This is a genomic window from Glycomyces sp. TRM65418, from assembly GCF_019710475.1.
GTDB lineage: Bacteria > Actinomycetota > Actinomycetes > Mycobacteriales > Micromonosporaceae > Glycomyces.
Genome location: NZ_JAJFAX010000001.1, coordinates 432,068 through 452,975, shown reverse-complemented (window position 1 = coordinate 452,975; position 20,908 = coordinate 432,068). Strand labels below are relative to the sequence as shown.

The following is a 20,908-nucleotide window of genomic DNA, read 5'->3' as shown; positions in this document are numbered from 1 at the left end:
GAGGAACCGCTCAGACCCCCTGAGGACGACCCCACCCTGGGGGGCACCGTCCTCGTCCTGCGGGCCCTCGGGGTCGGCGACCTCCTCACCGCCGTCCCCGCCCTCCGGGCGCTGCGCCGGGCCTTCCCCGACAAGCGGATCGTCCTGGCGGCGCCCGAGGCGCTGCGGCCGCTCGCCGACCTCGTGGAGGCCGTCGACCGGCTCCACCCGACGACCGGCCTCGGCGGCCTCGCCTGGCACAGCGCGGCTCCCGACCTGGCCGTCAACCTGCACGGCTGCGGCCCCGAGAGCGTCCGCGACCTCCTCGGCGTCCGGCCCTCGTCGCTCATCGCGCACGGCCATCCCGAGGTCCCCGAGGTCCCGGGCCCGCCCTGGCGGCCCGAACTCCACGAGATCGACCGCTGGTGCCGCCTGCTCGACCAGTCCGGCATCACCGCGGACCCCACCGACCTCCTGCTCGCGCCGCCGCCCACGCCGACCCCGCACGTGGGCACCGTGGTGGTCCACCCGGGCGCGGCGGCAGCGGCGCGGCGCTGGCCCGCCGACCGCTTCGCCTGGGTCGCGAGGGAACTCCAGGACGACGGGCACGACATCACCATCACCGGCAGCGCCGACGAGATCGGTCTCGCCCGCTCCGTGGCCGCCGCGGGCGGCATCGCGCCCTGGCGGGTGCTCGCGGGTCACACCGGCCTGGAGGAGCTGGCGGCGATCATCGCCTCGGCGCGGCTCGTGGTCTGCGGGGACACGGGCGTCGCGCACATGGCGACCGCGTTCGGCACGCCCTCGGTCGTCCTGTTCGGACCCATGCCGCCGACGCTGTGGGGGCCGCCGCCGTGGCGGCGCCGCCACCGGGCCCTCTGGGCGGGGCGCACCGGCGACGCCCTCGGCGACCGCCCCGACCCCGGCCTGCTCGAGCTCGACAAGCGCGACGTGCTCGAACAGGCCCGCAAGCTCCTGGAGCGCTACCCGTTCTGAACCGCGGCCGGGCCCCCGGCCGCCAGGCGGCCGGGGGCCCGGCCTGCTCCAGGCGCGGAGCGTTTGGTGATTCCTTGGCATCAGTCGATAGATTTCTGAAGAAAATCTTCAGTTCGGTGCAACGCTCCCACGCTGTCGCCGCGTATAGAGGGATGACGATCCCCGCATCCGTTACGACTGCGACAAGCAGAGACTGGAGAGTCCATGCGAATCCGTTCGCGCAAGAACGTCAGGCACGCCCTCATCGCCCTCGCGGCGGGCATCCTGGTGGCCGTGGGGCTGGCCCCCAGCGCCGCCCACGCCGCCGAGCCGAACCACACCTGGGCGTGGTGGAAGAACCCCGCCCACGTCAACAACGGCGGTGTCGCCGAAACCCGGAGCTACGGGGAGAACCTCGTGGTCGAGGACTTCCGCGCGGACGGCTGGGGCACCCGCGCGCAGCTCCAGGTGCTCACCTGGGACCCCGCCGGGTACCAGTACTGGAAGAACCACGGCGGCGTCTGCTTCGACGACACCAGCACCGGCAACTCCTCCGGGGGCAGGACGGTCTGCGACCGCAACGTCGCCGAGGGCGCGACGTTCCGAGTCCACATCTGGGCCTCGCAGAGCGGCACCTACAAGTGGCACGAGTACAGCCCGTCGATCAAGGCATAAGGCCCGATCGACTCGGCCCCGCCCGGCCCGCCGATCGAGTGAGGGGCGCCCCGGTCTCCGAGACCGGGGCGCCCCGCCGGACGGCTCGTCGAACGCCGAGCCGCGAAGGCGCGGTCACCCCCGCTGATAGTCCGCGAACCGCCGGAGCACCAGGCCGATGAGCCGGGCCACGAGCCGCCGCGGCCGGCGGGGGAGCAGATGCGCCTCGGGCCAGTTCCGCCAGTCCGGCACCACATAGCCCCTGTCGCGGTCGAGGGCCCGCAGCGCCTGCCGGACGACCTTCTCGGGGTCCGCCAGCAGCCACCCCAGGCGGCGCTCGTCGTACTTGATGCCGTTCGCGATCGGGAAGTCCGTGTCGACCGGCCCCGGGCACACCGCCAGCACCTTCACGCCCGTGTCCTTGGTCTCCACCCACAGGCCGAGGCTGTAGTTCACGACGAACGCCTTCGTCGCCGCGTACAGCGCCATGTACGGCTGCGCCTGGAAGCCCGCCATCGACGCCACGTTCACCACCGCGCCCCGGCCGCGTTCGACCATGCCGGGCAGGAACCGCTGCACCAGGTCCGCCACCGCCACGACGTTCACCATCGCCACGTCGCGGTTGTAGTCGGCGGGGATCTCCGCGTCCCGGCCGAACGTGCCGATCCCGGCGTTGTTCACCAGCGTCTCGATCCGGATCCCGGCCACCGACACCGCGTCCGCGATCTGCTCGGCCGCCCCCGGCTTCGCCAGATCCTGCGTGAGGACCATCGTGTCGACCCCGTGCCGCTCGTGCAGCTCCGCCGCCAGCGCGGTGAGCTTCCGCTCCGACCTGGCCACGAGGACCACGCCGTGGCCGCGGGCCGCCAGCTGCCGGGCGAAGGCCTCCCCGATGCCCCCCGAAGCGCCCGTGACCAGCGCCCACGTCCCCTCGCCCATACCGGTTCCTCTCACGCGTAAGGAAAGACAGGCCCTCAGCCTAGTCACCGGAGCACGGCACGCCGTGACACCGCAGGCAGCGGCATCGATCCTCGCGACCCGGAGGGTAGGCTTCAGCGCATCATGTCGATGCCGGCCAATCCCATCACGCGGCGACTGGCCCTTCCGGGCTGGTCGGTCCTGCGATTCAGCCTCACACTCGTCGCGGGAGCCCTCCTGGCCGCCGCGATCGTCACCGGCGTGTTCGTCATCTTCTGGATCGGCATCCCCGTCGCCGTCGCCGTCCTCCTCGCCATCCGCTTCTGGGCCAACACCCAGCGGCGCATCATCGGCGAGCAGCTCGGCATCACCATCCCGGCCCCGTACCGGCCCCGCGCGAAGGGCCGGATCGACCAGCAGGCCCTGTGGCTCATCCGCGAGGCCGCCACCTGGCGCGACTTCGCGTGGCTCGCGATCGACGCGACCCTCGGGTTCCTCGTGAACCTGCTCTATCTCGGCGTCTTCAGCGTCGCCGTCTACTACCTCGTGCAGCCGGTCCTGCTCGTCACGGTCTTCCGCTCCGCGCAGAGCCCGTTCGTCAACGACTTCGGCTTCTACGACTTCGACACGCCCGCCAAGACGCTCATGCTCGTGCCGCTCGCGCTCGCGTGCGGGGTCGCGTGGTGGCGCTGGGGCGAACTCTTCCTGCGCTGGTACTCGCATCTCGGCGTGCTCCTGCTCGGACCGACGTCGAAGGCCCTGCTCACCGCGCGCGTCTCGGAGCTGCGGCAGGCCCGCGACCAGACCGCCGACCACGCCGCCGCCGAGCTGCGCCGCATAGAACGCGACCTCCACGACGGCGCGCAGGCCCGCATCGCCGCCCTCAGCCTCACCCTCGGCATGGCCGAGGAGCTGCTGCAGCACGGCCGGCCCGACCAGGCCGCCGCCCTCGTGGGCGAGGCCCGCCAGGCCTGCTCCGACGCGCTGGAGGAGATCCGCCAGCTCGTGCGCGGCATCCACCCGCCCGTGCTCGCGGACCGGGGCTTCACCGGAGCGCTGCAGGCGATGGCGCTCGACCACCCGCTGCCGGTCTCCGTCGTCGACCGGCTCGCGGACAAGCTGCCCGCGCCGCTGGAGGCCGCGGCCTACTTCGCCACCAACGAGGTCCTCACGAACATCACCAAGCACGCCGAGGCCGGGCAGGTGCAGGTCGTCGTGGGCCGCTTCGGCCAGAAGGTGGTCATCGAGGTGCGCGACGACGGCGTCGGCGGGGCGACCTTCGCGCCCGGCGGCGGACTCGACGGCGTGCGCCGCCGCCTCGCCGCGTTCGACGGCACCGTGGAGGTCGACAGCCCGCCGGGCGGACCCACCACCGTCACGATGACGATGCCCGCCGTGGTGGTCGACGTCCGCGGCGCCGATAATTGAATCGAGCCGCGGCCGGACTGAGCCGGCCGCCGCCGAAACGGAGCCTGAGGAGCATCATGGACGTCGTCCTCGCCGAAGACCACTCGCTGCTGCGCGACGGGCTCACCCGCATGCTCGAGGCCCACGACTTCACCGTCGTGGAGGCCGTCGACAACGGGCCCTCGCTGGCCGCCGCCCTGCTCAAGCACCGACCCGACGTCGCCGTGGTCGACATCCGCCTCCCGCCGACGTTCACCGACGAGGGCCTGCGCGCCGCCATCGAGGCCCGCCGCCACATCCCGGCCCTGCCGATCCTGGTGCTCTCGCAGTACGTCGAGCAGCTCTACGCCCGCGAACTCCTCGGCGACCGCCGCGGCGGCGTGGGCTACCTCCTCAAAGACCGCGTCTCCAACATCACCGAGTTCATCGAGGCCCTCCGCCGCGTCGCCGCCGGCGGCACCGCCATGGACCCCGAAGTGGTCGCCCGCCTGCTCGGCAGGCAGCAGAACCGGCTCGACGCGCTCACCCCGCGCGAACTCGAGGTCCTGGGCCTCATGGCCGAGGGCCGCACCAACGCCGCCATCGCCGCGAGCCTGTTCATCACCGAGAAGGCCGTCGGCAAGCACTCCGCGAACGTGTTCCGCAAGCTCGGCCTCGGCCAGTCCGAGGACGACAACCGCCGCGTCCTCGCCGTCCTCGCCTACCTCGAAGGCAACTGACCGGCAGGCCCCTTCGTCCCCGCACGCCGGTTCGGCACGCTCGGCGCGCCCGCGCACCGGACGGGTCGTTCGAGGGTAGGGGTAGGTCCCCTGTGACGAGGGGCGTCAATGGTGCGAAATGCACTGATCCGCCCCACTGCATCGGCGACCGCGCCGGACGACGATTGAACCGTCGGACGAATCGAAAGCGAGGACGTGCGATGGCCACCATCACGCAGACCCTGCCCGCAGGGAAGGCGCCCGCCGGTCCCAAACCCATCCACGGCGACGTTCGCGACGCCGGACGGCAATCCCTCGTCTACCTCTTCCTGCTGGTGCCGATGGCGGCGTTGGCGGCGGCGGTGCCGTTCGCGTGGACGACCGGGCTGCTGTCCTGGACCGATGTCGCGATCGCCGTCGGGTTCTACGTGCTGACCCTGCACGGGGTGACGATCGGGTTCCACCGGTTGTTCACGCACAGCTCCTTCAAGCCGAACCGGCCGGTGAAGATCGCTTTGGCGATCCTGGGGTCGATGTCGGTGCAGGGGCCGCTGATCACCTGGGTGGCCGACCACCGCCGCCACCACGCGTTCTCCGACAAGGAGGGCGACCCGCATTCGCCGTGGCTGTTCGGCACCTCCGCCTGGGCGTTGAGCAAGGGCTTCTGGCACGCGCACATGGGCTGGATGTTCCAGGCCCGCAACACCACCAACGAGGAGCGGTTCGCGCCCGACCTGCTCAAGGACCGCGACCTGGTCAAGATCGACCGGCTGTTCTGGGTGTGGACGGTGGCGACGTTCCTCCTCCCGGCGCTCCTGGGCGGGCTCATCACGATGTCGTGGCAGGGCGCGCTCACCGCGTTCTTCTGGGCCAGCCTGGTGCGGGTCTCGGCGTTGCACCACGCGACGTGGTCGACGAACTCGATCTGCCACATGATCGGGGAGCGCCCGTTCAAGAGCCGGGACAAGGCCGCGAACTTCTGGCCCCTGGCCCTCATCTCGGGCGGCGAGTCGTGGCACAACTCCCACCACGCCGACCCGACCAGTGCCCGGCACGGGGTCAAGCGGGGGCAGATCGACACCTCGGCGCGGATCATCTGGTTGATGGAGCAGGCCGGCTGGGTCACCGACGCCAAATGGCCCACGCCCGAGCGCCTCGCACGACTCACCGCCGAATAACGACCGACGCACCGACGTCGTCGCAGGCCCCGGCATGCGCGTCTCGACCGATCAGGATTCGAGAAGTGCGTGTCGGGGCCGAGCTCTACAGTTGCCTCCATGAGCAGAGCCCTGAAGACGACCCCGCCGCACGACGCCGACAGCCATGAACTGATCCGCGTGCACGGCGCGCGCGTCAACAACCTCAAGGACGTCAGCGTCGAGATCCCCAAGCGCCGGCTGACCGTGTTCACCGGCGTCTCCGGCTCGGGCAAGAGCTCCCTGGTGTTCGAGACGATCGCCTCCGAGTCCCAGCGGATGATCAACGAGACCTACAGCGCCTTCCTGCAGGGCTTCATGCCCAACCTGGCGCGCCCCGACGTGGACCTCCTCGAAGGCCTGACGACCGCGATCATCGTCGACCAGGAGCGCCTCGGCGCGAACCCCCGCTCCACCGTCGGCACCGCCACCGACGCCAACGCCATGCTGCGGGTCCTGTTCAGCCGCCTCGCCGAGCCGCAGATCGGGCCGCCGACCGCCTACTCGTTCAACGTCCCGAAGCGGATCGCCAGCGGCGTCCTGACCTCCGAGAAGGGCAGGGGCGAGAAGCAGGTCGTCCGCAAGGCCGTCTACCACGGCGGCATGTGCGCCCGCTGCGAAGGCACCGGCCAGGTCAAGGACATCGACCTGAGCCAGCTGTACGACGCGAGCAAGTCCCTCAACGAAGGCGCCATCACCGTCCCCGGCTACAAGGCCGACGGATGGTCGGTGCGGTTCTACACCGAGTCGGGCTTCTTCGACCCGGACAAGCCGATCAGCGAGTACACGAAGAAGGAACTCGACGACTTCCTGCACCGCGAGGCCACCAAGGTCAAGATCGGCGGCACCAACATGACCTACGAAGGCCTGGTGCCCCGGATCCAGAAGTCGTTCCTGACCAAGGACCGGGAGGCGATGCAGCCGCACGTCCGCGCCTTCGTCGACCGGGCGGTCACCTACGGCACCTGCCCCGACTGCGACGGCACCCGGCTCAGCGAAGAAGCCCGGTCCTCGAAGATCAATGGCCGCGACATCGCCGAGGTCTGCGCCATGCAGATCACCGACCTGGCCGAGTGGCTCCGCACCATCGAGGAGCCGTCGGTGGCCCCGCTGCTCGCCGGGCTCCAGGCGCTCCTCGACTCCTTCGTGGAGATCGGCCTCGGCTACCTCTCGCTCGACCGCCCCTCGGGCACGCTCTCGGGCGGCGAGGCCCAGCGCATCAAGATGATCCGCGCGCTCGGCTCGGCCCTGACCGACGTCACCTACGTCTTCGACGAGCCCACGGTCGGCCTCCACCCGCACGACATCCAGCGGATGAACGACCTGCTGCTGCGGTTGCGCGACAAGGGGAACACCGTGCTCGTGGTCGAGCACAAGCCCGAGACGATCGCGATCGCCGACCACGTGATCGACATCGGCCCCGGCGCGGGCACCGCCGGCGGCACCGTCTGCTTCGAGGGCGACCTGGACGGCCTGCGGGCCAGCGGCACGGTCACCGGCCGCCACCTGGACGACCGGGCGAAACTCAAGTCGGACGTGCGCACGCCGACCGGCGCCCTGGAGATCCGCGGCGCGAACACCCACAACCTCCAGAACGTCGACGTCGACATCCCGCTCGGGACGCTCTGCGTGGTCACCGGCGTCGCCGGCTCGGGCAAGAGCTCCCTCGTCCACGGCTCGCTGTCCAAACGCGACGACGTCGTGACGGTCGACCAGAGCGCCATCAAGGGCTCGCGGCGCAGCAACCCGGCGACCTACACCGGGCTCCTGGAGCCGATCCGCAAGGCGTTCGCGAAGGCCAACGGCGTGAAGCCCGCCCTGTTCTCCGCCAACTCCGAGGGCGCCTGCCCGACCTGCAACGGCAACGGCGTCATCTACACCGAGCTGGGCTTCATGGAGACGGTGTCCACGCCCTGCGAGGACTGCGAGGGCAAGCGGTTCGAGGCGTCGGTGCTCGAGTACAAGCTCGGCGGGCGCGACATCAGCGAGGTGTTCGAGATGTCCGTGGCCGAGGCCGAGGCGTTCTTCGGCGACGGCGAGGCGCGCATCCCGGCCGCGCACGCGATCCTGTCCCGGCTCGACGACGTCGGCCTCGGCTACCTCAAGCTCGGCCAGCCGCTCACCACCCTCTCCGGCGGCGAACGCCAGCGCCTCAAACTCGCGACCCACATGGGCGACGACGGCGGCGTGTACCTCCTCGACGAGCCGACCACCGGCCTTCACCTCGCCGACGTCGAGCACCTGCTCGCCCTGCTCGACCGGCTCGTGGACGCCGGGAAGTCGGTCGTCGTCATCGAGCACCACCAGGCGGTCATGGCCCACGCGGACTGGATCATCGACCTCGGCCCCGGCGCGGGCCACGACGGCGGCAAGGTCGTCTTCGAGGGCACCCCGGCCGACCTCGTCGCGAACCCCGAGACGCTCACGGGCGAGCACCTCGCCGCCTACGTCGGCGCCTGACCCGGACGAACCGCCTCACGGACCGCCCGCGCGTCGCCGCGGGCGGTCCGCTGCACGGCCGGCGTCGGCCCGGAGTGCGATGATGTCGACGTGACCAGCCGACCGAGTCCCGAACAGCGCAGGCGCGACCTCGCGGTCCTGCGCCGCGTCCGCGACCGCATCGACCGCGAGTACACCCGGCCGCTCAACGTCGAGGCGCTCGCCCGCGGCGTCCACATGTCGGCCGGGCACCTCAGCCGCGAGTTCAAGGCGGCGTACGGCGAATCGGTGTACTCGTACCTGATGACCCGGCGCATCGAACGCGCGATGGCGCTGCTGCGCATGGGGGAGATGAGCGTGACCGAGGTGTGCTTCGCGGTCGGCTCGTCCTCGCTCGGGACGTTCAGCACCCGGTTCACCGAGCTGGTGGGGATGCCGCCGAGCGTCTACAAGCAGCGGGCCGCCGACGCCACCGAGGGCCTCCCGGCGTGCGTGGCCAAGCGGATCAGCCGACCGATCAGGAATCGAGAAGCACCGGCCGCGGGCGAGCAATAGGGTTGCCGGCATGGACATCAACATCTACCAGGCATATCTGCCGCACGACGACCCCGACGCCGCGCTCGCCTTCTACCGGGACCTCCTCGGCTTCGAGGTCCGGGGCGACGTCGGCTACGACGGGATGCGCTGGATCACCGTCGGCCCGGTCGGCCAGCCCGACGTCTCCATCGTCCTGCACCCGCCCGCCGCGGATCCGGCCGTCACCGACGAGGAGCGGACCGTCATCACCGAGATGATGGCCAAGGGCACCTACGCCGGCATCAACCTGTCGACGCCGGACCTCGACGGCGTGTTCGCGAAGCTCCAGGAGAGCGCCGAGGTCGTCCAGGAACCGACCGACCAGCCCTACGGCGTCCGCGACTGCGCCTTCCGCGACCCGGCGGGCAACATGCTCCGCATCAAGCAGCAGTAGACGACTCGAACAGCGCGCCCGGCCGGAACCCCGGCCGGGCGCGTCGCTCGTCGACCCTCCCTACGGCGGCAGGACGCCGCCCGCCGCCGGCCCTCGCACGGCGATCACGTCTCCGGTCCGCTCCCGCTCGGCGCGTCCGCGAGTCGGTCCAGGAGCTCGCCGAGGAGGGCGCGCTCCCCGGGGGAGAGGAGCCCGGGCGCCTCGTCGAGCACCGCCTTCAACCCGGCGGCGCGCTGGGCGCAGTCCCGTGCTTCCGCTCGCGCCTCGCCGGTGATGGAGGCGATCATCGCCTCCCGCAGCCGCGGTGAGAGGTCGGGGTCGCGGTCTTCGGGGTCCGTCGCGATGAGACTGAGCATGAGGCCCGAACCGGCGGCGTGGATCATCGCCGCGCCGGTCTCGACGGCGACCTTGAGCCTTCCGGCCTCGGCGACGCGTCTGACGAGCAGGTGCAGCCGCTCGGCGGCCCGCTCCACGGCGGCGGCGTGGCGGCCCGGGGTGCGCTGCCCGTACATGAGCAGGTAGAGGGCCGGATTCTCGAGCCCGAACTGGACGTGCACGTCCCACCCGCTGCGCAGGTCCTCGACGGGGTCGTCGGTCAGGGCCACGGCGTGCTTGCGCCCCAGGTAGTCGTCGAACCCCTGCGACGCCACGGCCTCCAGCAGGCCGCTCATGTCGGTGAAGAGCCGGTAGATCGTCGGCGGCTGGACGCCCGCGGCGGCGCTGACGGCCCGGGTGGTCACCATGTCGATGCCGTGCTCTTCCAGCAGTGTCGCCGCGGCGTCGACGATCCTCCGCCTGGTGGTCTCCCGTTCGTTCACGGATCAACGATAACAGTTCTCTGCTAACCATGGTTGCATAACGTTGAAAACGGTGTATTGTTATCGGTGATAACAACGATCTTCGGGAGCACCGCAATGAAGACCACTGGCAACACCATCCTCATCGCCGGAGGCACCTCCGGCATCGGCCTCGCACTCGCCCGCCGCCTCCACGAAGCCGGGAACAAGGTGATCGTCGCCGGCCGGCGACGCCGCCTCCTCGACGAGATCGCCGCCGAGCACGGCATCGAGGGCGAACTGCTCGACGTCACCGACGAGTCCTCGATCCGCCGGCTCTTCGAAACGGTCACCGCCGAGCACCCGCAGCTCAACGCGGTGATCGCCGTGGCGGGCATCATGCGGTTCGAGCAGGTGCTCGACCGCGACTCGCTCGACATCGCCGAGCGCACGGTCGCGACCAACGTGCTCGGCCCGATCCGCCTCGTCCACGCCTTCGCCCCGTTCCTGACCCGGCAGCCCGACGCGGCGATCTTGACCGTGACCTCGGGCCTCGCCTATGTGCCGCTGGCCGGCGCGCCGACCTACAGCGCCACCAAGGCCGCGGTGCACGCCTACACCGAGGCCCTGCGCGAGCAGCTGCGCGACACCTCGGTCCAGGTCATCGAGATCGCTCCGCCGCTCGTCCGCACCGACCTGAACGGCGAGGCGACGAACAACGACCGCGCGATGCCGCTCGACGAGTACGTCGACGAGACCATGCGCCTGCTCGAATCGCAACCCGACGCGGCGCAGATCCTGGTCGACCGCGTCAAGCCGATGCGCTTCGCCGAGGCCGACGGCACCTACGACAAGGTCTTCGCCGCGCTCGCCGGCCGCTGACCCGGCCCACCGGCATCAGTCCACCTCGGCGGGTGCGCGGCGCCGTGGGAATGGCGAACCGGCCCGCCGACGGGGGGACGAGGGGGGCGCTTCGGGCCGGGCCGATCGCGATCGGCCCGGCCCGAAGCGGTGCCGTCGGCCGGCGGGCCGCAGCCGAGGCGGTCTGGCGAGCCTGCCGCAGCCGGGGCCGGGAGCCGTGCGGCTCCCGGCCCCGTTCCCGCCGCTGCGCTCGCCCTGCCCCCGATGAAGCGCCGGAAGAGGAATCGCAGCGGCGCCCGCTGTCGCGAGCGAATCCGCCTCAGCCCACCGCGGTCTTGTCGAGGGCGTCGAGAGCCGCGTCGTAGTGCGCGAGGGCCGCGTCGACGGACGCACCGGGCTGCTGCTCCCACAGCGCCCCCTGGAAGAGCGTGGTCCCGGCGGCGAGCTCCTTGCCGAACGTCTCGAGGAGCGGCTGCGTGCCGGAGTCATGGTGGATCTCGCCGGTGTCCGGATTCGCCCAGCCGACGGCGTCGAGCGCGACCGTGTACTGCCCGAGCGCCTTCGCGGCGGCCAGGAAGTACTCCACGGACGACTTGCGCATCTGGTCGGCGAGCTTCGGGTCCTCGGTGAGGCGCGATTCCGCGAGCAGGCCGAAGCCCTTGTTGAAGTACTGGTTGAACTCGAACACGAGGCCCGGGTCGATCTTGTCGTCCCAGATGTCGAAGGCCAGGATGCAGTTCCAGCAGTCGGGCGGCCAGGGGTCGCTGGGCTCCGGGATCGGCAGGTACACCATGTGGCAGTCGTCGATGACGAAGACGTCGTCGGTGAGTTCGATGTAGGTGCAGATCTCGATCCAGCGGCCGCCCGCTTGGGCGGGCGCCGGGATGAACATGAGCGCGGCGACGGCGAACGCGACCGCGAGCACGAGTCGTTGGACGATGAGGCGCATGGACACTCCTTGAGAAAGGTGCGGTACCGCCTCAGTATGGGAGCGGCCGATGCGACCCGGAGGTACACGCCGCTCCTCGGCCGGGTGCGGCAGTGTCCTATGGAGACCTAAAGCCGATTCGGAGGCCTTTGCGGCGTCGCATCGACCAGAAGTTGGCACACGATGTGCCATGCGCCTCGGGCGGTGAATCCGCGTCCGGGACCCGGTACGCGGACGGGACGGCGGCGTCGAACCCGTGGCCCGGCAGGTCCACCGCGAGCCAGCGGCGCCCCGGCGGGGCGGACTCGCGCTGGAGCGGGGCCCGGGTGGAGGAGTCGGCGTCGGAGCCGTGGATGAGGACGAACGTCGGAGTCACGGAGTGATCGGGGCATTCGGCCCGCCGCCGGCGGGATCGCCGGTCGGGCCGTCCATGAGGGCCCGATCGCAGCGGTCGCGCAGGTCGCGCAGCGCCGCGGCCGCCTCCTCGCCCTCGACGAGGGTGAAGTCGACGCCGAACATGCACAGGAACGAGGTCACGACCAACGGGTCGGAGCCGCCGAGGGTGACCAGGCAGGTCGCGTCGTCCACCGCCTCGACCACGCCGTCCGCAGGAGCGATCCCCGGGGCGATCCGCTCGGCCGGGGCGTGGACCCGGAACACGGCGCGCACCGGCCACATCGCCCCGAACTGCCGCGTGAGGGAGGCGGTGAGATCACCCGCGGGCGCCTCGCGGGCGGCGAACGGCGGGCCCGTGGGCCCACGGGGCTCGATGCGGTCGACGCGGAACGTGCGCCAGTCGTCGCGGTCGAGGTCGAATGCGACGAGGTACCAGCGCTCGCCCCACGAGACGAGTCGGAGCGGCTCGGTGCGCCGGTAGGAGCCGGTGCCGTCGTGCGCGGTGTAGTCGAAGCGCAGCGACTGGCGGTCGCGGCAGGCGGTCGCCAGCGCCGCGAGCGCCGCGGGCGTGACCGTGGGCGTGTCCCGGTCGGGGATGGTGACGGTGGCGGCCTCGATGGCCCGGACGGGGCCGCGCAGCCGCGGCGGCAGCACCTGCTCCAGTTTGGACAGGGCCCGGCGGGCCGTGTCCTGCAGGCCCGCAACGGTGCCGAGAGCGGCGCTGCGCAGCGAGACCGCGACCGCGACGGCCTCCTCGTCGTCGAGGAGCAGCGGCGGCAGCTTCGCGCCCGCGGCGAGCCGGTAGCCGCCCGCGCCGCCGCGGGTGGCGTGGACCGGGTAGCCGAGCCCGCGGAGCCGGTCGACGTCGCGCCGGACCGTGCGCCGGCTGACCTCCAGGCGTTCGGCCAGCTCGGAGCCGCTCCACTCGCGCGGAGTCTGGAGCAAGGACAGCAGGCGCAGCAGCCGCGCCGAGGTCGCCGACATGCCCCGATTCTCGCAGCCGTATAGGACGGTAGTCGGCCGCAACGGCTCCTAGCTTGGGGGACATGGCACACGAGAACGAGATTCGACCCTTCCGCATCGACGTCCCGCAGGCCGTGCTCGACGACCTCGCCGAGCGCCTCGACCGCACCCGGTGGGCCCCCGAGGTCCCCGGCGCCGGCTGGAGCCGGGGCGTCCCCGTCGAGTACCTGCGCGGCCTCGCCGATCACTGGCGCGAGGGCTTCGACTGGCGCGCCCAGGAAGCCCAGATGAACCGTTTCCCGCAGTACACGACCGAGATCGACGGCCAGACCATCCACTTCGCGCACGTCCGGTCGCCGGAGCCCGACGCGGTGCCGCTGATGCTCGTCCACGGATGGCCGTCCAGCTTCGCGGACTTCCTGGAGGCGGCCGGGCCGCTGAGCGACCCGCGGGCCCACGGCGGCGACCCGGCGCAGGCCTTCCACGTGGTGATCCCGTCGCTGCCCGGGTTCGGGTTCTCGACGCCGCTGAGCGGTCCGGGCTGGAACGCCGAACGCATCGCGAAGGCGTTCGGGGCGCTGATGACCCGGCTCGGATACGAGCGGTACGGGGTGCAGGGCGGCGACATCGGGGGATGGGTGGCGCCCGAGATGGGCAAGCAGGAGCCGGAGCGGGTGATCGGCGTGCACACGAACGCGCTGCTCACGTTCCCGGTGGGAGCCGAAGGCGAGATGGAGGAGCTGGACGAGGGCGACCGGGCGCGCTGGAAGGCGATGCAGGCGTTCAACGACGGCTACCTGCAGATCCAGGGGAAGAGCCCGCAGACCCTCGCGTATGCGCTCCACGATTCGCCGGTCGGGCAGCTGGCGTGGATGGCCGAGAAGTTCGCGGCCTGGACGGACGCTCCCGAGGGCGAGTCCGCGTTCGACCCGGACCGGATGCTCGCGTTCGTGAGCCTGTACTGGTTCACGGGCACGGCGGGTTCGGCGGCGCAGTACTACTACGAGTTCGTGACCGCGAGCGGCTGGAGCGAGGAGTGGGGCGGTGAGGACGCCGGCGCCGAGTGGGACGCGGCGGCCGCGGGCACCGCCGCTCGGGACCGGGACGGCGAGGAGGCCGGGGCCGAGTCGGGCGGCTGGGGCGGCGGCGAGCCCGGCGGCCGGGGGCCGGGGTGCGGCACGGTGCCGACCGCGGTGCTCAGGTCGCGCCACGATGTGGCGATCCGGCCGTGGGCCGAGCGCGACCACAACGTGGTGCGGTGGACCGAGCACGAGCGCGGCGGCCATTTCTTCGCGGCCGAGCGGCCCGAGGCGTTCGCGGACGACGTGCGGGCGTTCTTCGCCGAGCTGCAGTGAACGGGGACCTGGCGCCGGGCCGCGATCGACGGCTGCGACTGCGACCGCGGCCCGGTCCAGGGCCCCTGCCCCGGCTCCAGGGAGTTCGAGCGAGACGAGTTCGGCCTTGCGCGAAGCGCCGTCCGCGGTCTGCGGGGCCCGTCATGCCCGCGGGTCGACGCGTCAGCGCTTCGAGTGGCGCTCCAGGAACTGGTAGACCTCGGTCTCGTCCACGCCCGGGAAGGAGCCCAGCGGCATCGCGGCCAGTTGGGAGCTCGTCGCCCTCGCGGTCGGCCAGACCTGGCCCGCCCACGTCTCCGACAGCTCCCTCGGCGGGTTCCTGCAGCAGTCCGGGTCCGGGCAGCGCGACACCGACCGCGCCCGGGTCTCCTTGCCCCGGAACCACTTCGCCGACTCGTACGGGACGCCGATCGACAGCGAGAACAGCCCGTCCGCGCTCCGCTCGGTCCTGGCCGTGCACCAGTACGTGCCCGTCCCCGTGTCCGTGTACTGGTTGAACGCGTTGAACTTGTCCGGCACGTCGAAGACCTGCCGGCTCGTCCAGTACCGGCAGATCGGCTGCCCCTCGATCGCGCCCGTCGGGTCGGCAGGGAACGCCACGTCGTCGTTCTCGTACGCCTTGAAGATGATCCCGGACTTGTGGACCTTCTGGAAGTGCGTCCTGATCCCCAGGTGGTGCGTCGCCAGGTTCGTGAACCGGTGCGCGGCGGCCTCATAGGACACCGCGAAGTTGTCCCGCAGGTCCTCCACCGCGATCTCCTTGCCCGCCATCGCCTGCCGCAGGTACGCCACCGCGCTCGACTCCGGGATGAGCAGCGCCGCCGCCAGGTAGTTCGTCGCCACCCGCTGCCCCAGGAACTCCAGGTACGTGCGCGGCACCTCGTGCTGGAGCACGTGGCTCGCGAGCGCCTGGAGCAGCACCGTGCGCGGGTCGTGCGAGCCGGTCCCCACCTGCGTCAGGTAGATCCGGCGGTGCTTGAGGTCGGTGACCGAGCGCGTGGAGTGCGGCAGGTCGTCCACGTGGTGCAGCGTGAACCGCAGGTGCGCGGCCAGGTCCGCGATCTGGTGCTGCGACAGCGGCCCGCTCGTGTAGTCGACGTTGCGCAGCAGCGTCCGCGCCTCGGCCTCGATGTCCCCGAAGTAGTTGTCCTTGTCCCGCATCCGACGCCGCAGCTCGGTGTTCGCGCGCCGGGCCTCCTCGGGCGTGGCCGCGTGCAGGTTGACCTGGCGCTCGACCTCCTGGTGCAGGCCCACGAGCGCTTCGAGGATCTCGGTGGGGACGCGCCCGGACGGCTTCACGCTCGGCAGCCCGAGCGCCTGGTACTGGGCGCTGCGCTGCGCGCGCTCGAGGGCGATCTCCAGCGCGACGCGGCGGTTCGGCGGCTCGGCCCCCAGCAGCTCGTCCGAGGAGACGCCGAGCGCGCGGGCCAGGGCCCGCAGCATCGACAGCTTCGGCTCCTTCTTGCCGTTCTCGATGAGCGACAGCTGCGAGGCCGCCGCGCCCACGGCCGCCCCCAGGTCGTCCAGGCTCATCTCCTGCTGCTTGCGCAGGTGCCGGATCTGCTTGCCCAGGCTGATGAGGTCCACGGTGACGTCGTCGGCCGCGAGCTCGGCCGCCTCGGCCGCGCCCCAAGGGCGGTGCGCAGCGCCGTGATCGGCGGATTCGCCGTTCTTCGAAGGGGAGACCGCGCGCTTCGACGGCGCGGGCACCCGTTGGTTACCGCTGCCATTCCCCCTGCTCTGGGCGGGGGGCACGCCTGCGTCGGCACGGTCCACCGGTAGGTTCGTCATTTCCCCAGTATTGCGAAGAATTGACGATCTTTCCAGTCCGAACTCCTCCGTAGGCCCGGCATCCGGTGAAAAATTGCTGTTACCTGCAAGTAACGGCCGCCCTGGCGGCCCCGACGCTCGGAGCCGACGATGTCCGACACCAACCGCGAACGACAAGCGAACGACAGCGGCCCCGCCGCGGAACGGCTCGCCCACGAGTGGGCGTCCGACCCGCGGTGGGCCCACACGGCCCGCGACTACACCGCCGCCGACGTGGTGCGTCTGCGCGGTCGCGTCACCGAAGAGCACACCCTCGCCCGCCGCGGCGCCGAGCGCCTCTGGACCCGGCTCACCGAGGACGCCGCCACCGGCGGGTACACCCACGCGCTCGGCGCGATGACCGGCGGCCAGGCCGTCGAGCAGGTCAAGGCCGGCCTCAAGGCCATCTACCTCTCCGGCTGGCAGGTCGCCGCCGACGCCAACCTCGCCGCGCAGACCTACCCCGACCAGTCGCTCTACCCGGCGAACTCGGTCCCGCAGGTGGTGCGCCGCATCAACAACGCCCTCCTGCGCGCCGACCAGATCGAGGCCGCCGAAGGGATCCAGACCGTCGAGGACTGGCTCGTGCCCATCGTCGCCGACGCCGAAGCCGGCTTCGGCGGCCCGCTCAACGCCTTCGAGCTCATGAAGGCCATGATCGGCGCCGGCGCGGCCGGGGTCCACTGGGAGGACCAGCTCGCCTCCGAGAAGAAATGCGGCCACCTGGGCGGCAAGGTGCTCATTCCCACCTCGCAGCACGTGCGGACGCTGAACGCGGCGCGCCTGGCCGCCGACGTCGAAGGCGTCCCCACGGTCATCATCGCCCGCACCGACGCCGAGGCCGCCACGCTGCTGACCGCCGACGTCGACGAACGCGACCGCCGGTTCCTCACCGGCGACCGCACGCCCGAGGGCTACTACCGCGTCCGCAACGGCATCGAGGCGTGCATCGCCCGCGCCAACGCCTACGCGCCCTACGCCGACCTGCTGTGGATGGAGACCGGCACACCGGACCTCGAGGCCGCCCGCACGTTCGCCGAAGCGGTCAAGGCCGAGCACCCCGAGCAGATGCTCGCCTACAACTGCTCGCCGTCCTTCAACTGGAAGCGCCACCTCGACGACGACACGATCGCCAAGTTCCAGCGCGAACTCGGCTCGATGGGCTTCACCTTCCAGTTCATCACCCTCGCCGGGTTCCACGCCCTCAACCACTCGATGTTCGACCTCGCCTACGGCTACGCCCGCGAAGGCATGAGCGCCTACGTGGACCTGCAGGAACGCGAGTTCAGCGCCGAGGAGCGGGGGTACACCGCCACCAAGCACCAGCGCGAGGTCGGCACCGGCTACTTCGACCGCGTCACCGCCGCCCTGAACCCGGATAGCGAAACTCTCGCTCTCACCGGGTCCACCGAGGCGGGACAATTCCACTAGCCCTGCGACGCCTGTCCGCCGCGGCGGAGCCCCGCGCGGCTCCGCCCGCCACCTTAGGAGTACCCACGTGGTCACCACAACCGAGACCCGCACCGACTCAGGGATAGCGATCAACGGGCCCGAGGTCGCCCGCCAGGACGAGATCCTCACCCCTGACGCGCTGGCCTTCGTCGCCGCCCTCCACCGGGCCTTCGCGCCCCGTCGCCAGGAGATCCTCCAGCGCCGGCAGGAGCGGCGCGTCAAGATCGCCAACGGCTGCGATCCCCGCTTCCTGCCCGAGACCGCCGACGTGCGCGAGGACTTCTCCTGGAGCGTCGCCACGCTCGCGCCGGGCCTGGAGGACCGGCGCGTCGAGATCACCGGCCCCTGCGACCGGAAGATGACGATCAACGCCCTCAACTCGGGCGCGAAATGCTGGATGGCCGACCTGGAGGACTCCTCCACCCCCAACTGGCACAACGTCATCGACTCGCAGGCGAACCTGCGCGACGCCATCGAGCGGCGCATCGACTTCACCAGCGAGCAGGGCAAGGAGTACCGCCTCAAGGGCGAGACCCTCACCGACCTGCCGACGATCATCGTCCGCCCCCGCGGCTGGCATCTCGCCGAACTGCACGTGCGGGTCGACGGCGTGCCCGTCGCCGGGTCCCTCGTCGACTTCGGGCTGTACTTCTTCCACAACGCGCACCGGCTCATCGAACTCGGCCGCGGCCCCTACTTCTACCTGCCCAAGCTGGAATCGCATCTCGAAGCGCGCCTGTGGAACGACGTCTTCGTCATGGCTCAGGACCTCCTCGGCGTCCCGCAGGGGACCATCCGGGCGACGGTCCTCATCGAGACCATCACCGCCGCGTTCGAGATGGAGGAGATCCTCTACGAGCTGCGGCGCCACTCGTCGGGCCTCAACGCCGGCCGCTGGGACTACATCTTCTCGGTCATCAAGAACTTCCGTCAGCGGGGACCCCGCTTCGTCCTGCCCGACCGCGACCAGGTGACCATGACCGCGCCGTTCATGCGCGCCTACACCGAACTGCTGGTGCGCACCTGCCACCGGCGCAGCGCCTCCGCCATCGGCGGCATGGCCGCGTTCATCCCGAGCCGCAAGGACGCCGAGGCGAACGCCGTCGCCCTGGAGAAGGTCCGGGCCGACAAGAGCCGCGAGGCCGACGACGGCTTCGACGGCTCCTGGGTGGCCCACCCGGACCTCGTGCCGGTCGCCATGGCGGTCTTCGACGAGACGCTGGGCGGGCTCCCGAACCAGATCGACAAGCAGCGCGAGGACGTCGTCCCGGACGCGGCGGCCCTGCTCGACGTCGCCTCGACACCCGGAGCGATCACCGAGGGCGGCATCCGCAAGAACCTCGAAGTCGGCGTGCGGTACATCGAGTCGTGGCTGCGCGGCATCGGCGCGGCGGCGATCAACAACCTCATGGAGGACGCCGCGACCGCCGAGATCTCGCGCTCGCAGATCTGGCAGTGGATCAACGCCGAGGCCAAGACGGACGAGGGGCGCACCGTGACGCGGCCGTGGGTCGAGGAGCTGCTGAAAGACGAGTTCGCCAAGATGCAGCGTTTCGAAGGCGACCGCTTCGACGACGCGCTCGCCGTCTTCACCGAATGCGCCCTGGGGGAGGACTACCCGACCTTCCTGACCCTGCCGGCCTACACCAGGTTCCTCGTCTAGCCGAACCGGGCCCGGCACGACCGCGCCCGCGGAACCTGCGCGGCCGACCCCGCTCGCTGGCGCTCGGGGTCGGCCGTCGCCGCGCGCGGGCCGAGGCGAGACGCGCCCTGCGGTGATGTAATAGAGATATATCGGCAACGAGGTACAGGCCTTCGCCCGCCGCTGGACGATCACCGCGACGACGCGCACCACGGAGCGCGACCGTTCGTCTACATTGACCCTACTGAGCGTCGGTGAGAGGTCACCCGCCGCTAGCGGAATGCCGCCGACCTGGTGCGGTGCGGACGGGACCGCGACGTCGGGGCCTGGGCGGCGGCGTAGGCGAGGCCGTAGAGGCGCTGCATCGAGCGGATCGCCGAGCGGACCTCCTGGAGGTAGCCGCTCGCGGTGTGCTCCTTGCGGAAGTGGGGTTCGGGGAGCTGGGCGGGGTCGACGGCGACGGTGTCCACCGCGCACCCGTAGGGCAGTCCCATGTGGGTGATCGCGTCGCAGTGCTGGAACACCGTGTAGGGCGCGGAGGTCACGACCAGGACGCTGTCGCCGGGGGAGAGGTCGGCGACCCGGTCGGCCCAGAAGCGGCAGGTGTCCACGGTGTCGGCCCGGCGGCGGTCGGGTTGCGAGGACGGCGCCGCCACCGCCCGGACCGCGACCGGTCCGTCCGCGAACGTCGCGACCTTCCAGGCCCGGCTCGGCTCCAGGCGCGGGTCCCCGCCTCGGTCCACATGCGGCTCGCCCTCGATCCCGAAGGCGCGCTTGAGGCTCGCCTCGATCGCGTCGACCTCGAAGTCGCCGCACGCGATCCCGCTCAGCGCGGCCGATTCGCGATCCGGTGCGTCCAAGGGGCGGAAGCCCCCGACGCCGGTCACGTTGTCGGCTTCGACGCCGTTCGCGAGCAGTTCGGCGGCGAACCGCGTGCGGAACAGGCAGGAGGCGACGAGGCCGCCGAGGACCAGGACGTGGGTGTAGTGCCGTCGGCGCGGCTCGGCCTGGGCGCCGAGACCCAGCGCCAGCGCGGCCTCGGTGACGGCGTGCTCCTGTTCGGGGTCGAGCGGCTGGGGCGCGGTCTCGTGGCGTTCGCGGCCGGCGCGGAAGTCCCAGTGGTCGGCCGAGAAGGCCTCCAGGTAGGCGAGGTCTTCGGCGGTGCCGGCGCCGGGGAGCGCGCCGCCGAACTGGTCGAGGAGTCGGCGCATGGGCGGGGATCCGGTCCAGGCGGCGACGTCGGCGAGGAGCGAGTGGGGGCCGGAAGCCCGGCCGTCGTAGTGCGGCAGGCGCACTGGTGCGAACTCGGGCATGGCTGGTCCGATCTGCGGTGTGTCGCGGTCTTGTGAACCGTGGTGGTGTTGTGGCACATGCTATTCGGTTACAGCCCGTGGTTCACTGCTCAGACCGGGAGAAACGCCGTGTCGTCGCCTAAATACGGTCCGGCCGGGCAGGGCCGCGGGCAGCGGTTGCGGAGCGTTGTGCCGCAG

18 protein-coding genes are annotated in these 20,908 nt (G+C 71.4%); 12 read left to right on the top strand and 6 right to left on the bottom strand.

What is annotated here, in order from left to right:
* The first annotated feature begins 36 nt into the window (after positions 1-36).
* Both K3N28_RS02045 and K3N28_RS02040 read left to right on the top strand, forming a co-directional pair.
* Positions 37-975: a glycosyltransferase family 9 protein gene (locus K3N28_RS02045; protein WP_374209668.1), complete on the top strand. Its 939-nt coding sequence runs from the start codon at positions 37-39 to the stop codon at positions 973-975.
* A gap of 204 nt (positions 976-1,179) precedes the next feature.
* Positions 1,180-1,629 (top strand): hypothetical protein, encoded by a 450-nt coding sequence (locus K3N28_RS02040; protein WP_228090809.1) that lies wholly within the window; start codon positions 1,180-1,182, stop codon positions 1,627-1,629.
* Positions 1,630-1,743: 114 nt separating this feature from the next.
* On the opposite strand, the gene K3N28_RS02035 is transcribed toward K3N28_RS02040, so the two are convergent.
* Complete coding sequence (locus tag K3N28_RS02035; RefSeq protein WP_228090808.1) at positions 1,744-2,547, bottom strand: SDR family oxidoreductase; 804 nt, start codon at positions 2,545-2,547, stop codon at positions 1,744-1,746.
* A gap of 129 nt (positions 2,548-2,676) precedes the next feature.
* On the opposite strand from K3N28_RS02035, the gene K3N28_RS02030 reads away from it, so the two are divergent.
* From K3N28_RS02030 to K3N28_RS02005, 6 genes are all read left to right on the top strand, one after another.
* Positions 2,677-3,954 carry a sensor domain-containing protein gene (locus K3N28_RS02030; protein WP_228090807.1) on the top strand — a complete coding sequence of 426 codons (1,278 nt, stop codon included), beginning with the start codon at positions 2,677-2,679 and terminating at the stop codon, positions 3,952-3,954.
* Between the two features lie 56 nt (positions 3,955-4,010).
* Positions 4,011-4,652, top strand: a complete 642-nt coding sequence (locus tag K3N28_RS02025) for a response regulator transcription factor (RefSeq protein WP_228090806.1) — start codon at positions 4,011-4,013, stop codon at positions 4,650-4,652.
* A gap of 200 nt (positions 4,653-4,852) precedes the next feature.
* A complete protein-coding gene (locus K3N28_RS02020; RefSeq protein WP_228090805.1) occupies positions 4,853-5,809 on the top strand; it encodes an acyl-CoA desaturase in 957 nt (318 codons plus the stop codon).
* A 99-nt stretch (positions 5,810-5,908) separates the two neighbouring features.
* Entirely contained in the window at positions 5,909-8,287 is a 2,379-nt protein-coding gene (locus tag K3N28_RS02015) for an excinuclease ABC subunit UvrA (protein ID WP_228090804.1), read from the top strand.
* 90 nt (positions 8,288-8,377) lie between these two features.
* Positions 8,378-8,821 (top strand): helix-turn-helix transcriptional regulator, encoded by a 444-nt coding sequence (locus tag K3N28_RS02010; protein ID WP_228090803.1) that lies wholly within the window; start codon positions 8,378-8,380, stop codon positions 8,819-8,821.
* 10 nt (positions 8,822-8,831) lie between these two features.
* Positions 8,832-9,236 carry a VOC family protein gene (locus K3N28_RS02005; RefSeq protein WP_228090802.1) on the top strand — a complete coding sequence of 135 codons (405 nt, stop codon included), beginning with the start codon at positions 8,832-8,834 and terminating at the stop codon, positions 9,234-9,236.
* A 104-nt stretch (positions 9,237-9,340) separates the two neighbouring features.
* On the opposite strand, the gene K3N28_RS02000 is transcribed toward K3N28_RS02005, so the two are convergent.
* Complete coding sequence (locus tag K3N28_RS02000; RefSeq protein ID WP_228090801.1) at positions 9,341-10,054, bottom strand: TetR/AcrR family transcriptional regulator; 714 nt, start codon at positions 10,052-10,054, stop codon at positions 9,341-9,343.
* 96 nt (positions 10,055-10,150) lie between these two features.
* Between K3N28_RS02000 and K3N28_RS01995 the strand changes: the two genes are divergently transcribed.
* Positions 10,151-10,894: an SDR family oxidoreductase gene (locus K3N28_RS01995; RefSeq protein ID WP_228090800.1), complete on the top strand. Its 744-nt coding sequence runs from the start codon at positions 10,151-10,153 to the stop codon at positions 10,892-10,894.
* 298 nt (positions 10,895-11,192) lie between these two features.
* Here K3N28_RS01995 and K3N28_RS01990 read toward each other — a convergent pair whose 3' ends face one another.
* Together K3N28_RS01990 and K3N28_RS01985 are read right to left on the bottom strand one after the other, a co-directional pair.
* Entirely contained in the window at positions 11,193-11,822 is a 630-nt protein-coding gene (locus tag K3N28_RS01990) for a hypothetical protein (protein WP_228090799.1), read from the bottom strand.
* Between the two features lie 351 nt (positions 11,823-12,173).
* Positions 12,174-13,181, bottom strand: coding sequence for a YafY family protein (locus K3N28_RS01985; protein WP_228090798.1), 1,008 nt, complete (start codon positions 13,179-13,181; stop codon positions 12,174-12,176).
* A gap of 62 nt (positions 13,182-13,243) precedes the next feature.
* Between K3N28_RS01985 and K3N28_RS01980 the strand changes: the two genes are divergently transcribed.
* Positions 13,244-14,515 carry an epoxide hydrolase family protein gene (locus K3N28_RS01980; RefSeq protein WP_228090797.1) on the top strand — a complete coding sequence of 424 codons (1,272 nt, stop codon included), beginning with the start codon at positions 13,244-13,246 and terminating at the stop codon, positions 14,513-14,515.
* A 162-nt stretch (positions 14,516-14,677) separates the two neighbouring features.
* Here the strand turns inward: K3N28_RS01980 and K3N28_RS01975 are convergent, their stop codons facing one another.
* Positions 14,678-16,306, bottom strand: a complete 1,629-nt coding sequence (locus K3N28_RS01975; RefSeq protein ID WP_228090796.1) for a helix-turn-helix transcriptional regulator — start codon at positions 16,304-16,306, stop codon at positions 14,678-14,680.
* Between the two features lie 129 nt (positions 16,307-16,435).
* Here K3N28_RS01975 and aceA point away from each other — a divergent pair, with 129 nt between their 5' ends.
* Both aceA and aceB read left to right on the top strand, forming a co-directional pair.
* Positions 16,436-17,755 carry an isocitrate lyase gene (aceA, locus tag K3N28_RS01970; RefSeq protein WP_228090795.1) on the top strand — a complete coding sequence of 440 codons (1,320 nt, stop codon included), beginning with the start codon at positions 16,436-16,438 and terminating at the stop codon, positions 17,753-17,755.
* Positions 17,756-17,822: 67 nt separating this feature from the next.
* Positions 17,823-19,439 (top strand): malate synthase A, encoded by a 1,617-nt coding sequence (gene aceB, locus K3N28_RS01965; protein WP_228090794.1) that lies wholly within the window; start codon positions 17,823-17,825, stop codon positions 19,437-19,439.
* Positions 19,440-19,690: 251 nt separating this feature from the next.
* Here the strand turns inward: aceB and K3N28_RS01960 are convergent, their stop codons facing one another.
* The gene (locus K3N28_RS01960) at positions 19,691-20,731 is read right to left on the bottom strand and encodes a hypothetical protein (RefSeq protein ID WP_228090793.1); all 1,041 of its coding nucleotides are present in this window, start codon (positions 20,729-20,731) and stop codon (positions 19,691-19,693) included.
* Between the last annotated feature and the right edge of the window lie 177 nt (positions 20,732-20,908).